General features: G+C 60.5%; 10 protein-coding genes. 8 read left to right on the forward strand and 2 right to left on the reverse strand.

Translation table 11 applies throughout. The features are described from left to right. The first annotated feature begins 227 nt into the window (after positions 1–227). The 3 genes from Q0859_RS17975 to Q0859_RS17985 are packed head-to-tail and all read left to right on the forward strand — an operon-like array spanning position 228 to position 5,549. Positions 228–812, forward strand: coding sequence for a hypothetical protein (locus tag Q0859_RS17975; protein ID WP_299153802.1), 585 nt, complete (start codon positions 228–230; stop codon positions 810–812). Continuing rightward, on the forward strand, positions 781–2,247 hold the full coding sequence (locus Q0859_RS17980; protein ID WP_299153877.1) for a DNA polymerase Y family protein: 1,467 nt from the start codon (positions 781–783) through the stop codon (positions 2,245–2,247). The genes Q0859_RS17975 and Q0859_RS17980 overlap by 32 nt, the downstream gene beginning before the upstream one ends. Then, positions 2,247–5,549 (forward strand): error-prone DNA polymerase, encoded by a 3,303-nt coding sequence (locus tag Q0859_RS17985; protein WP_299153808.1) that lies wholly within the window; start codon positions 2,247–2,249, stop codon positions 5,547–5,549. Before Q0859_RS17980 ends, Q0859_RS17985 begins: the two co-directional genes overlap by 1 nt. On the opposite strand, the gene Q0859_RS17990 is transcribed toward Q0859_RS17985, so the two are convergent. Next, the gene (locus tag Q0859_RS17990) at positions 5,521–6,987 is read right to left on the reverse strand and encodes a UdgX family uracil-DNA binding protein (protein WP_299153810.1); all 1,467 of its coding nucleotides are present in this window, start codon (positions 6,985–6,987) and stop codon (positions 5,521–5,523) included. The two genes, Q0859_RS17985 and Q0859_RS17990, sit on opposite strands and share 29 nt — an antisense overlap. Beyond that, positions 6,987–8,222, reverse strand: a complete 1,236-nt coding sequence (locus Q0859_RS17995; RefSeq protein WP_299153812.1) for a putative DNA modification/repair radical SAM protein — start codon at positions 8,220–8,222, stop codon at positions 6,987–6,989. Before Q0859_RS17995 ends, Q0859_RS17990 begins: the two co-directional genes overlap by 1 nt. Positions 8,223–8,350: 128 nt before the next feature. Here Q0859_RS17995 and Q0859_RS18000 point away from each other — a divergent pair, with 128 nt between their 5' ends. From Q0859_RS18000 to Q0859_RS18020, 5 genes are read left to right on the forward strand one after another with little or no spacing between them, the layout of a single operon-like run. Beyond that, the gene (locus Q0859_RS18000) at positions 8,351–9,682 is read left to right on the forward strand and encodes an AarF/ABC1/UbiB kinase family protein (RefSeq protein WP_299153814.1); all 1,332 of its coding nucleotides are present in this window, start codon (positions 8,351–8,353) and stop codon (positions 9,680–9,682) included. Beyond that, on the forward strand, positions 9,679–10,350 hold the full coding sequence (locus tag Q0859_RS18005) for an ABC transporter ATP-binding protein (RefSeq protein ID WP_299153816.1): 672 nt from the start codon (positions 9,679–9,681) through the stop codon (positions 10,348–10,350). The genes Q0859_RS18000 and Q0859_RS18005 overlap by 4 nt, the downstream gene beginning before the upstream one ends. After that, positions 10,347–12,725 carry an ABC transporter permease gene (locus Q0859_RS18010; RefSeq protein WP_299153817.1) on the forward strand — a complete coding sequence of 793 codons (2,379 nt, stop codon included), beginning with the start codon at positions 10,347–10,349 and terminating at the stop codon, positions 12,723–12,725. The genes Q0859_RS18005 and Q0859_RS18010 overlap by 4 nt, the downstream gene beginning before the upstream one ends. Next, the gene (locus Q0859_RS18015; protein ID WP_299153818.1) at positions 12,715–13,755 is read left to right on the forward strand and encodes a lipocalin-like domain-containing protein; all 1,041 of its coding nucleotides are present in this window, start codon (positions 12,715–12,717) and stop codon (positions 13,753–13,755) included. The genes Q0859_RS18010 and Q0859_RS18015 overlap by 11 nt, the downstream gene beginning before the upstream one ends. Beyond that, the gene (locus Q0859_RS18020) at positions 13,748–14,302 is read left to right on the forward strand and encodes a pyridoxamine 5'-phosphate oxidase family protein (RefSeq protein ID WP_299153819.1); all 555 of its coding nucleotides are present in this window, start codon (positions 13,748–13,750) and stop codon (positions 14,300–14,302) included. The genes Q0859_RS18015 and Q0859_RS18020 overlap by 8 nt, the downstream gene beginning before the upstream one ends. Positions 14,303–14,368 lie beyond the last annotated feature (66 nt).

Raw genomic sequence — 14,368 nt, forward strand, 5'->3', positions numbered from 1 at the left:
ATTTACGGCTGTGACCCAATACAGAACAGACTCTGGGGCTTTGTGAGTCTGACGAATGCCCCTTACAATGTTTGACCAAATGACTTCATACATTTAGAACAAAAGAGGAACATTTGGGAATCAATGTGACGTGCATGCAGTCTTTGTCTCTTCAAAAATACAAGTTTGGGCAGTGGCATCAGCGGGCCCCGATCAAGCATACCTTGTCGGAAATCTTTCCCGAAACGGTGACAGACGCAGCCGCAATTGGGTACATATTGGCGCGCCTGCCCCGCATCAATGCGCCTGTTTTGTGGGTGCAGGATCGCGTGTCGTACCGCGAAACGGGGCGGCTCTGTCTTGCAGGGATTGGCATCCAGCGGCCTATTATCGCGGTGCATTTGTCACGTCCGGCCGACGTCCTGTGGGCATTGGAAGATGGGTTGCGCTGTCGGACACTTGCCGCCGTGATTGGCGAGATATGGGGCGATCCCGCCGCGTTGAACTTTACCGCGACCAAGCGGTTGGCGATGCGTGCAGAGGCCGCGGATGTACCCTGTTGGCTGGTGCGCCATGCCGCCACACCAAACCTGAGTGCGGCCCGCAACCGCTGGCGGATCGGGTCCATCCCCTCCACCGCCCACGTCTACGACACCCACGCACCGGGGGAATCGCGCTGGTCGCTCAATCTGTTCCGGTCGCGTCAGGCCAAGCCGGGCAAGTGGACGGTGACATATGACCGGACGGCGGATCGTCTCGATCACATTACCCCACTTCGCGATGGAGCGATGGCAGCGCGTGATGGAACGACAAGGCAACGCGCCACAGGATGATATTCCGTTGGTGCTGGCCAGTGAAGGGCATCATGGCCCGGTGATCCACGCCTCCAATCGTATCGCGCGGGGGATGGGCATTCTGCCGGGGTCACGCGTTGTGGATATGCGCGCGATTTGCCCCGAATTGCAGGTGGAATATGCAGATCAGGCCGGTGACCGGGCCGCATTGGATCGTTTGGTCCTGTGGGCGCGGCGCTGGTGCCCTTGGACGGTGCGTGATGGCGACAATGGGATGATTTTGGACACAAGCGGCTCCGATCATCTGCTTGGCGGCGAAGCTGCGATGCTGATCGAGATGGAGACCCAATTGTCCTTGCTTGGCCTGACATCACAACTGGCCGTTGCCCCGACATGGGGAAGCGCCTGGGCGTTGGCAAGATTTGGGCCTGTGCGCTCAATCTGCATGGCCGATGAAATTCCCCACAAACTTGGGCCCTTGCCTGTCGCTGGATTGCGTCTGGACGGTGACACTTTGCTGCTGTTGCAACGGTTGGGGCTTAAAACCATCGGGGCATTGATGGATGTGCCGCGCCTGTCGCTGACACGGCGCTTTGTGAAAGCGGCCCTCGCCTCCAACCCGCTGATGCGGCTGGATCAGGCTTTTGGACGGTTGGCCGAACCTGTTGCTAGCGTCGATGCAAAGCCGCGGTTCATGGTCCAAAGCCGCTTGGCAGAGCCTGTTTTTGACCCGACACCCTATCTGCCCCAGTTGTGCGAAGACCTGTGTGATGCGTTGCAGCACGCAAGCATGGGGTGTCGCAGGCTGCATTTGACGGTGTACCGCACGGATGGCGATGTCAGCCATGTCGACATTGCCATGTCTGCCAGTACACAGGACCCCATCCACCTGCACAGCCTGTTTCGTGACAAGGTCGAGCGTATCAACCCCGGTTTCGGTTTTGATCTGATCACATTGGCCGCAGGCGGCGTGGAACCGATGCACGTTGTCCAAAAGCGTTTGGATGGCGATGTTGAGGATGGTCTGGACCTCAGCTTGCTTGTGGATCGGCTGACGGCAAAGTTCGGCACACAGGCTGTGTCGCGCCCTACCTTGCGTGCCAGCCACGTACCGGAACGTGCCGAGGGGCGTGTCGCCGCCCTGTCCACCCCCCCTCAACCGGTTGAGGCTGCGTCCCACAACCGCCCCATCCGTCTGCTGGACATCCCCGAAGAAGTGCGTGTGCTTTATGCGGTGCCAGAAGGCCCACCGGCACAGTTTGTCTGGCGCAAGCAAACCCATCGCGTCACCCGCTATGCGGGGCCGGAACGGATCGCCCCCGAATGGTGGAGAGACCGCCCCGGCACCCGGCTGCGTGATTATTTCAAGGTCGAGGATCAGACAGGCCGCCGCATCTGGCTCTACCGCGAGGGTCTGCATGATGATGGGCGCGGCGGGGATCCACGCTGGTTCGTGCATGGGATGTTCGCCTGATGCCCGAAATGGACAACCAGCGCCCAAGGCGCACAATCGAGGATGAAGGGTTCACCCGCAACAGACCAAGCGCTTTTGTGGAGCTTGGCGTCACCACATGCTTTTCCTTTTTGCGCGGGGCCTCGGATGCCGTGGATCTGGCCACAACCGCAAATGCGTTGGGATATGACAAACTGGGTTGTGCGGACCTGAACACAATGGCGGGCGTGGTCCGCTTGCATGCCGAGGCCCATAAGGCCGAGATCACCCCCGTGATTGGCTGCCGCCTGGAGCTGGTGACGGGGGAGATGTTCCTCGCATATCCGCGTGACCGGGCGGCGTATGGGCGGCTGTGTACCTTGCTGTCCAAAGCCAAGATGCAGGCGGCTGATGGGTCATGGCAGCTTAAGGGGGCCTGTGACCTCACATTGGATAATCTGGCACAGCACAGTGCGGGTGTGCAACTGATCGCCATACCCGGTTTGGATGTTGATCATTTTGGCGCGGGCCTGCGCCGTCTGATCCGCGCCCTGCCGACCCTCAAGCACATTGCTGCAAGTTACCTTTATCGCGGCGATGATCGCGCACGCATCAACTGCCTTGATGCGTTGGCCAAGAGCCATGGGTTGTCCATTCTGGCGACCAATGACGTGCACTATCACGCCCCCGGGCAGCGCCCTTTGCAGGACGTGATGACATGTATCCTGCACAAAACCACAATCCAGAAGGCAGGCTTTCTGCTGGATGCCAATGCGGAACGGCACCTGAAATCCCCCGCGCAGATGAAGGCGCTGTTTTCAGAGTGGCCGCATGCCATTCACGCAACGCGGATCGTCGCGGATGCCTGCACGTTCAGCCTGCTGGAACTGTCTTACGAATACCCGCAGGAAACTGTGCCCAATGGGCGCACCCCACAGGAATATCTGGACGAACAGACATGGAAAGGGGCGGCATGGCGCTATCCGGATGGCATACCCGATGCCATAACGGCGACCTTGCGCAAAGAACTGGCGCTGATCGCCAAGCTTGATATTGCCAAGTATTTTCTGACGATCCAGAACATCGTCAATTTCGCCCGCCACGATTGCACCCCCCCGATCCTGTGCCAGGGCCGCGGATCAGCCGCGAACTCCGCCGTCTGTTACGTTCTGGGCATCACGGCCGTTGATCCGGCGACAAACGATCTGCTGTTTGAACGCTTCATCAGTGAAGAACGCAAAGAGCCCCCTGATATCGACGTCGATTTCGAACATGAGCGGCGTGAGGAGGTCATCCAGCATATCTATGAAAAATACGGGCGTGATCGCGCAGCCTTGTGCGCCACGGTGATCCACTATCGCCCTCGTATGGCCGTGCGTGAAGTGGGCAAGGTCATGGGGCTGTCCGAAGACATCACCACCGCCTTGTCCAAAACCATCTGGGGATCATGGGGGCGTGAGGTGGGTGCGCGCGAGGCGGCAGAGGCGGGCATTGACCTGAATGATCCACTGATGGCGCGCACGATCAAGCTGGCCGATCAGATGATTGGCATGCCACGCCATTTGGGCCAGCATGTTGGCGGGTTCATCCTGACGCAAAAGAAGCTGACCGAAACTGTCCCCATTGGAAACGGCGCAATGCCCGAGCGCAGTTTCATCGAATGGGACAAGGACGACATCGACGAATTGCGCATCCTCAAGGTAGATGTGCTTGCCCTTGGAATGCTGACCTGCATCCGCAAAGCCTTCGATATGATTGCAGCCCATCACGGACCGAAATTCACATTGGCAAGCATTCCGCAGGACGACACGCCGACTTATGACATGCTGTGTAAAGGCGACAGTCTGGGGGTGTTTCAGGTCGAAAGCCGCGCGCAGATGAACATGCTGCCCCGCCTCAAGCCGCGCGAATTCTATGATCTGGTCATTCAGGTTGCCATCGTCCGGCCCGGCCCAATTCAGGGCGATATGGTGCACCCTTATTTGCGCAGGCGCAGCGGGAAAGAGGCCGAAGAGTACCCCTCACCTGCCGCCCCCCATGATCCGGATGAGCTGAGGAACGTGCTCAAGCGGACCAAGGGCGTGCCGATCTTTCAGGAACAGGCGATGAAAGTTGCTATGGTTGCCGCCGAATTTTCCCCTGACGAGGCCAACCAGCTGCGCAAAGCCATGGCGACATTCCGGTCACGCGGCACCATTGGCGCATTGGAGGAAAAGATGGTCGGGCGCATGATCCGGCGCGGCTATGACCCGGAATTTGCGAACCGCTGCTTTCATCAGATCAAAGGGTTCGGGGATTACGGTTTCCCTGAAAGCCACGCGGCCAGCTTTGCGCATCTTGTGTACGTGTCAAGCTGGATCAAATGTCATTATCCGGATGTGTTCTGTGCGGCTTTGCTGAACGCGCAGCCTATGGGGTTCTATGCGCCCGCCCAGATTGTGCGTGATGCCCGTGAACATGGCGTCACAGTGCGTGCGCCAGATGTGAACTACAGCGATTGGGACACCACGCTGGAACCCGTCGCGCCAGGGGTCTTTGCAGTGCGCTTGGGGCTGCGCCAGATTGATGGCGTGCGGCAGGACATGGCGCACCGGATCATGGAGGCGCGGCTGACCCCCTATACCGATCTGGCAGACCTGAAAAAGCGTGCTCGTCTTGATGTCGGCACCTTGCGCAAACTGGCGGCGGCGGATGCCGTGCGCTCCATGGATCTGGATCGGCGGCAGGCGCTTTGGGATGCCCGTGCGTTGCGGGATGCGCCGGCATTGCCCCTATTTCAGGAAAACAGGGATGAGGGGCGCGAAGTGCAGTTTAACCTGCCGCAGATGCCCATGTGTGAACATGTCATTGCGGATTATCAAACCACACGGCTGTCCTTGAAAAAGCATCCAATGTCGTTTCTGCGTACAAGCATGACACGGCAGGGCTATCGCTCGACCGGGGCTCTCAATACGATGCGCAATGGCCAGTTGATCAAGCTGGCTGGGATTGTACTGATCCGCCAGCGCCCCGGCAGCGCCAAGGGGGTCTGCTTTATTACGCTTGAGGACGAGGTCGGCGTTGCCAATCTGGTCGTCTGGCCAAAAGTGATGGAGGCGTTTCGCAAGGTCATCATGCGCGCGCGGATCATTGATGTCACAGGTATGGTGCAGCGCAGCGATGATGTCATCCATGTTGTGGCCCATCATCTGTCCGATCGCAGCGATGCGCTTGATCGGTTGGCAAATGATGTGATGACCCCTCCGCTTGCCCGCGCCGATGAAGTCAGGAAAGCCCTCCCCAACGGCACCCACGGCCATCCGCGCAATGTGCGCGTCATCCCGAAATCGCGGGACTTTCATTAGAGGACACGGCACCGCCCGAGACGATCCGGCCCGCCAGCCCGAGATCCGCTTGAAAATCGTGCATGGCTGTTTGGGCAACCTCGGTCGGTTGTGCGCGCAGGATATAGGCAGGGTGAAATGTGATCAGCACTTTGCCCCCATGCAGCCCATCCTCGATCCTGCCGCGCCTGTTCACAATCGCTTGCCCGGACCCGGTTGTTGCCAACGCCGCCGTTGCGCCCATCGCGACGATCAGTTTGGGGGCAACCTGTTTGATCTCTGCGCTCAGCCACCATGCGCACCGGTCGATTTCAGATCGTGAGGGCCGCTGATGGATGCGCCTTTTGCCACGCGCCGTGAACTTGAAATGCTTGACTGCATTGGTGAGGTAAAGCGCCTCGTGCGTCAGACCTGCATGGGCCGCGGCCTGGTCGAAAAGCTGCCCGGCCGGTCCGATAAAGGGACGCCCGGCCAGATCCTCCTGATCGCCCGGTTGTTCCCCGACAATCATCAGGTCCGCATCCGCCGGGCCGCTGCCGGGCACCGCCTGGGTCGCCCTCTTGTGAAGATCGCAGCGTGTGCAGCCCTCAAGCGCGTCGCGTATGGCGCAGGCGGACCCAGTCCATTCAGAGACATTGCGCATCTGCATGGCTTGCGCTCCGGCGGCGTGCGCGGGTGGCAGGGTCGGGGCGGCCTCTGCCATGGCGCGTGCACGGGCAGGTGCCGTGGCGATCAGTTCGGGAATGGCGACCGCCTCGGGCATGTTTTTCCAGTATTTCTTGGGCATTTCCGACTGCATCGCCACCACTTTCAGCCGGGCGGGGTTAAAGATGTTGCGGAAATAGGTGACCCACAGCTCTTCGTGGGCATCATCGGGTAGGTCGGGGGCGTCGGTGCCGTCCTCCAGCCGCAACAGGCCATTTTCGAAATGGGCGCTGACATCAGGGGTCAGGATACGCCAATCCATATCGCCAAAGCGGCGGCAAAAGAACTGCGCGGTCGGCTCAACTGTGTGATGGGTCGGTTCAAACCACGCGGCAAAGGATCGCCGCGGCGCTATCGGGTCCCCGATCTCGCGAAATCGGACAAAGGCTTTCATCTTGTGCTGACAGCGGTGCACGCCTTTTTCCAGGCTGCGCAGCTTTGCAACTTCGGCGTCCCCCCGATCAGACATCAGCCAAGGCGCGCTTTGGACCCGCCACAGCAGTGCATAGAGCCGCGCAAAGCGCTGAGGGTCGGAATGCCAGACCACGCTGTTGGCCAATGCCACAAAGCTGCGCGGCACGGTGATGTCGCTGCGATTCCGAACTGGTGTGGGTGGGTTCGCAAACAACTCGGGCGGGGTATCATTGTCGCCCCAAATGACGTCGCTGGGCGGCACCTGTTCCCCCAACAACGCGCGCGCCGCATCGCGCCACGCCAACGCAGTGCCGATTTTGGGCAAAGCGACGTGTCGCATTACAGCAACGTCAATTGCTGGGGTGGGGGCGCGAACCGGGCGCGCAAATCCGCGCTGTCCGTCAACCCGCCGGGGGTCCATCCAAGGGCTGTGATGAACGCGCGCGCCTTTGTCATCGATCCGCCCATGCGGGCCAGATCCTCATAGCGCAACGTGCGATGCCGCCGTGTGCTGAGGATCCGTTGCACCGATTTGACGCCAAAGCCGGGGACCCGCAGCAACATGTCCTTGCTCGCAGTGTTCACATCCAGCGGAAACAGGCCGCGATGCTGCAAAGCCCACGCCAGTTTAGGGTCAATATCAAGGTCCAGGTTCCCGTCCGGGGTTACACCCGTAATTTCGTTCAGGTCGAACCCATAGAACCGCAACAGCCAGTCCGCCTGATAGAGCCGATGTTCCCTCTGCAACGGCGGGCGGATCAGCGGCAGCTTGCTGGAACTGTCTGGGATCGGCGAAAAGGCCGAGTAATAGACCCGCTTCAGCTTGTAACTGGAATAAAGCCGGGTGGATTGCGACAGCACCGCCGCATCGTTTGACGCATCCGCCCCCACAATCACCTGAGTGGATTGCCCTGCGGGGGCAAACCGGGGCGGGCGTTTGCCGGTGTGAGACCTGTCCTTGGCTACCTCTTTGCGCATGCGGACGTTGGCCATTGCCTTGCGGATTTGCGCGGGGTTCTTTTCCGGCGCGAAATTCTTGACCGACACATCCGTGGGGAGTTCGACGTTGATTGACAGCCGATCTGCCAGCAATCCCGCTTCTTCGATCAATTCGGGGGCCGCATCGGGGATCGTCTTGAGGTGAATATAGCCGCGAAAGTTTTCCTCATGGCGCAGCTTGCGTGCAATGCGCACCATGTCCGACATTGTCCGATCTGGCGACTGTATGATCCCGGACGACAGGAACAGCCCTTCAATGTAATTGCGGCGGTAGAAATTGATTGTCAGATCCACGACCTCGTCCACCGAAAACCGTGCGCGTGGTACGTTTGAGGACACCCGATTGACGCAATAGCTACAGTCATAGATGCAAAAATTTGTCATCAATATCTTGAGCAGGCTGATGCAGCGCCCATCCGGGGCATAGGCGTGACAAATCCCTGATCCCTCGTTCGACCCCAATCCCTTACCATCGCGTGAATCGTGTTTGGTCGACCCTGATGAGGCGCAAGAGGCGTCGTATTTGGCCGCATCACTGAGGATCGCGAGTTTGGAGTCGAGAGAGTGTCGGGGCATAATGTTCATGGTATGTTCTAATTCGCAGTGATGCAAGCAGATGTGATGCCGCGCTGGCCATGTATCGGCGAATTGATTTTATGCATCCGACACTTAGCTTACGAGGGAGCCGAGGGCATGAAACACTGATGAGCCAAAATAACCCCATATCGCGCCCGCTGGCGGTGCCGACAGGTCGCGTGTCGCGCATGATGCGCATGGGTGTGCTCGCCGCGGATGTGGCCGGACGCATGGCTGTTGACGGTGCGCGCCAGTGGGGCAAGGGCAGTCGCCCGACACCGCGCGAGTTGTTTATGACTCCGGGCAACCTGCGCCGCATGACGGATGAGTTGGCGCGCATGCGTGGGGCGGCGATGAAGGTCGGTCAGCTTGTCTCGATGGATGCTGGCGATGTGTTGCCCCCCGAACTGGCCGAGGTTATGGCCCGCCTGCGCGCCGATGCTGATTTCATGCCGCCCAAACAGTTGCGCGATGTGCTGGATACGGAGTGGGGTGCCGGCTGGCGTCAGCGCTTTGCCCAGTTTGATGTGCGCCCCATTGCGGCGGCCTCTATCGGGCAGGTTCACAGGGCGTGTTTGCCTGATGGCACCAAACTGGCGATCAAGGTGCAATATCCCGGCATCGCGCGCAGTATTGACAGTGACGTGTCAAACATTGGCAGTCTGATCCGCATGTCACGGCTGTTGCCCGAGGGCTTTGAATTGCGTCCCTATCTGGATGAGGCGCGCGCGCAACTGAAGGAAGAAGCGGATTACAACGCCGAGGCCGCTCATCTTGCGACCTTTGGCCGATTGCTGAAAGATGATGCGGATTTTATCGTGCCCGCGCTCCATGCGCCGCTGACCACGCGAAAAGTGCTCGCAATGACATACGTGAAGTCTGACAAGATCGAAACGGTCGCTGAGCAACCTCAGGATGTGCGTGACGGGGTGATGTATGTGCTGTGTATGTTGATGTTGCGAGAGTTGTTTGAGTTCGGCGTGATGCAGACCGATCCCAACTTTGCCAATTATCGCTTTGATCCGGACACGGGGCGGATCGCCTTGTTGGATTTTGGCGCGACGCGCCGCGTGCCTGCGGCCTTGCAGACCCATATGCGTGCACTCTTGCAGGCCGGGTTGGCAGATCAACGCACCGAGGTTGGCCATATCGTGATGCAGATGGGATTGGTGCCGGATACCGTCGAGGCCCCGTTTCGCGACCGCATCCTTGATATGATCATGCTTGTCTTTGATGAAATCCGGGTCGCGCCCCTGCTGGACCTTGGCACATCGGATTTGTCCCGGCGGTTGCAGCGCGAAGGTGAGGCGCTGGCCGCTGCCGGTTTTGTGCCGCCTCCGGTGCCCATGGATTTGCTCTATATCCAACGCAAGGTCGCGGGCATGTTTCTGCTGGCGACCCGTCTGAAGGCTCGTGTGCCCGTGACAGAGTTGATCGCGACGGGGTTGAACCGCGTATGACGCAAGCCGACCCGGCCCTTTTTCTATGCGGTGTTCAGAAGACATTTGCGGGGGCGGATGGGCCTGTGCGTGTGTTGGGTGGTGTGGACCTGACACTTGCGCCCGGTGAAACGCTTGCGCTGACCGGGGAATCCGGTAGCGGCAAAAGCACATTGCTCCATATTGCCGGTGGGCTTGAGGTCGCGGATGCTGGGACTGTGCGCGTGGCGGGTCACGATCTGACCGGCTTGTCCGACAGTGATCGGGCCGTTGTGCGGTGTCGGGATGTGGCTGTGATCTTTCAACAGTTCAATCTGATCCCATCGTTGAATGTGGCGGACAATATCGCGTTTCAGGCGCGGCTTGCAGGGCGTGCGGATATGGTCCTGATTGGCGATCTTGCCGCTCGGCTTGGGCTGTCTGATCAGATGCGCAAATACCCCGAGGCCCTGTCGGGCGGCCAGCAACAGCGTGTCGCCATCGCGCGGGCCATTGCGGCGCGTCCGCAAGTGTTGCTGGCTGATGAACCCACAGGTAATCTGGATGAAAGTACGGCCGTGCAGGTTCTGGACCAGTTGTTGACCCTCGTGGCGGATACGGGCGCTGCATTGCTGCTAGTGACACATTCACCCACCATCGCCGCCCGTATGGGTCGCCGGTTGCATCTTAGCCGTGGAGTGTTGGCGTGACGCGTGCGTGCCTTGCGGCCTTGGCGTCGCACTGGCGTCGCAATCCTTTGCAGTCGTTTGCTTTTTTGGTCGGTCTCGCCTTGGCCACCGCCCTGTGGTCCGGTGTTCAGGCCATCAACGCCGAGGCGCGCGCAAGCTATGATGCGGCGGTGGCTACCTTGGGTGACGGACAGTTTGACCAGATATTGCCGCGCGCGGGGGATCGTATTGCCCAACAGGATTTTGTGACCCTGCGGCGTGCGGGTTGGCTGGTGTCGCCCATCATCGAAGGGCGACTGGACGGCGTGCGCCTGCTTGGGTTTGATCCGCTGTCTTCTCCTGCAAGGTTCGGCGTTGAAGGGATGGCAGAGGCGGGCGACCCGGACAGCTTCCTGAGTCAGGGCCAGCTTTATGCAACGGCTGAAACTGCCCAGGCACTCGGTGATGGTGTCACTGTTTTGGTTGAGGACACGATCACGCCGGGCATCGCTGTCGGGGACGTCGGCGCGGTGCAACAACTGCTGAGGCGCGGTGACCTGTCCCGCCTGTTGGTGCAACCAGATCAGCCCCTGCGCCGCCCCGCCTTGGAAGACTTGGCCCCGCATCTGCGTCTGCAATCTGCCAGCCAGTCGGCAGATGTGGGTGAGTTGACCGAGAGTTTCCATCTGAACCTGACCGCCTTTGGTTTGCTCAGCTTTGCGGTGGGATTGTTCATTGTCTACAGCACCATCGGCCTTGCGTTCGAACAACGGCGGGGCATGGTGCGGACGCTGCGCGCCTTGGGTGTGCCCTTACCACATCTGATCACGTTGATGGTTGCTGAGGTCGTTGCGCTCGCACTTGTCGGCGCAGGTATCGGGGTGGTTCTGGGATATGTGATCGCCGCGCTGTTGCTACCGGACGTCGCTGGCACGCTGCGCGGCCTTTACGGCGCTGAAATGGCCGGAACGCTGCAATTCAGGGTCTCGTGGTGGGGGTCGGGCATGGCCATCGCGGTTCTCGGCGCTTTGGCGGCGGCGGGTGGACGGCTGTGGCAGATCGCGCGGATGCCGCTGCTGGCGAGCGCGCGACCCCGCGCATGGGCAATGACATTGGGCAATGCGCAGTTGGTTCAGGGTGTGGGCGCACTCGGCTTGCTGCTGTGTGCGGGTGCTTTGGCGGTATGGGGATCAGGGCTGGTTGCGGGTTTTGCACTGTTGGGCTGCTTCCTGATCGGGGCCGCACTCGCGCTGCCCCTTCTGGTGCGTCCGGTCCTGGCCTTGGCCGAGGGCACAGCCAAATCGCCGGTGGCGCGCTGGTTCTGGGCGGATACGCGCCAGCAATTGCCCGGTCTCAGCCTTGCGTTGATGGCGCTGCTGCTGGCCATTTCAGCCAATATCGGGGTGGCCACCATGGTGTCGAGCTTTCGGCTGACCTTTGTGGCGTTTCTGGACCAGCGTCTTGCGCCCGAGCTTTATGTCGAGGCGGAAACTGCCGGGCAAGCCGCCGCGATCGAAGCGGCAGCGCCACGTCTCGGGGCAACCGCTTTGCCGTTGCTTGTGCGTGACACGCAAGTGGCAGGCCAACCGACGCGCCTGTTTGGGGTGCGGGTCGGGCCGACCTATCGCGAGAACTGGCAGTTCCTGGCCGCAACCCCCTCTGCGTGGGACCAAGTTGCCGCGGGCACTGCGGCTGTGGCAAATGAACAACTGGCTCGCCGTGCGGGGCTTTGGATCGGGGACCTTGTTGAGGTGGCCCCGGATCGCATGCTGCCCTTGGCGGCGATTGTGGCCGACTACGGCAACCCACGCGGGCAGTTGGTGATTGGCGAGGCGCTGTTCCAAAGCCTTCACCCAGAGGTCAGCGCCCGTCAATTTGGTCTACGCACGGACGACGCCGCAACTCTGCGGCGCGCCCTGAGTGATGAGGTGGGGATCGCCGACAGCGCCATCACCGATCAAGTCGCGCTCAAGGCATTTTCGATGAGCGTTTTTGACCGGACCTTTACGGTGACCGCTGCGCTCAACGTACTGACGCTGGCCGTGGCCGGGTTTGCGATGTTGATGTGCCTCCTGACTCTTGCGGATTTGCGCGTGCCACAACTGGCTCCGGTCTGGGCGCTTGGGCTGACCCGTCGCCGCATTGGGCAGTTGGAGGTTATCCGCGCACTTGTTTTCGCTGGGGTTGTGTGCCTGTTCGCACTGCCTGTCGGGCTTGGTCTGGCATGGGTCCTTTTGGCGATTATCAACGTGGAGGCATTTGGCTGGCGTTTGCCGATGTATCTGTTTCCTGCGGATTATGCGCGGCTTGGGGCATATGCGATATTAGCTGCCGGTACAGCTGCGGCGTGGCCTGCGATCCGTCTGATGCGGGTGCCGCCCAATGCGTTGCTCAAGGTGTTTGCCCATGAGCATTAGGCTGGTCGTCTTTCTTCTTTTTTGGCCTGTCAGCGTGTTCGCGCAGGGTTTTGCGGGTCTTGGCACGGACGCCCAAGGGTTTGAAGTACCGCAGGCCGGTCCGCAATTCGACTTTCCCGCAGATCACGGCCCACACCCGGATTATCGTATCGAGTGGTGGTATCTGACGGCCAACCTGACAGATGTGGATGGGACGCCATATGGTCTGCAATGGACCTTGTTTCGCACGGCCCTCGCACCCGGAGAGGACGCCGGCTGGGCCTCTCCTCAGGTCTGGTTTGCTCATGCGGCGGTCACCACTCCGCAGGCGCATTTTGCCACGGAACGTTTCGCGCGGGGGGGCGTCGGAGTCGCGGGCGTCCAAGCCGAACCTTTCCGTGCCTGGATTGACGAATGGGCGATGGAGGGGCCGGACTTTGACACTCTGACTCTGACGGCCCAAGGCCCCGACTTCGCCTATGACATGGCGTTGCAGGCGCAGGGCCCACTGGTGTTTCACGGGCAGGATGGGTTTTCGGTCAAATCGGCCGAGGGGCAGGCGAGCTATTATTATTCTCAACCGTTCTACGAGATTGCGGGCACCCTGATGTTGCCAGACGGGCCAGTCGAGGTGACTGGCAATGCGTGGCTCGATCGGGAATGGTCGTCGCAACCACTGTCAGACAATCAGTCAGGTTGGGATTGGTTTTCACTGTCCTTTGATGATGGGACCAATTTGATGGGATTTCAGTTGCGCCAGCGCGACGGAACGCTTTACAGCGCCTCCACGTGGATCGAGGCGGATGGGCGCACCACAGCCTATCCCGACGGGGCGTTTGCCGCCCAACCCATGACCCAAAGCGAGGTGGGCGGGCGCGATGTGCCCACAACGTGGCAGGTACAGCTGCCGGGTCGCGGCGTTGATGTGCGTGTCGAGGCGCTTAACACCCAAGCGTGGATGCCGCTGAGCATCCCCTACTGGGAGGGGCCGGTGGTCATCGAAGGCTCCCATACAGGCGTCGGTTATCTGGAGATGACAGGATATGAGTGATCCAAACGATCTGGCGGCATTTCTGGAGGAAGGCTGGCAGTATTTGCGGCACGGTGTGGCTGACAGCAGGGCACCCGCGCGCTATCCGACTTTTGCGACCATCTCGCCTCGCGGGTTGCCCGAGGCGCGGACGGTGGCCCTGCGCCATGCAGGGCAGGTGGCGGGCGTGGTCGAAGTACACACAGATATCGCCACCCCGAAAGTCGCAGCGCTTGGGTCAAACCCTCATGCTGCGCTGCATGTGTGGGTTCCCAGATCCAACCTGCAAATCCGCCTGACCACCCATGTCACGATCCAGACTGGCGATGCAGTGCAGGCGGCCTGGGACAAGGTGCCCGCCGCCTCGCGGGTGTCCTACGGGACTGTGCCTGATCCCGGCACCCCGATTTCAGAGGTTTATGCCTATGATAAACCGGTGCGGCGGGATCGGTTTGCGGTGCTATACTGCGTCATCACGCACATTGATCTTGTGCACCTCGGGGCGCGGCACCGTCGCGCCGAATTCCTGCGGTCGGACGCGTGGAAAGGGCAATGGTTGGCCCCCTGACCCGCGCTATGTCGGCCGGGTGTGATGCTGACCTTCTCCGTGGCGGAACTGTGCGTCGCCGCCCTT

The organism is uncultured Tateyamaria sp., assembly GCF_947497045.1.
Taxonomy (GTDB): Bacteria; Pseudomonadota; Alphaproteobacteria; order Rhodobacterales; family Rhodobacteraceae; genus Tateyamaria.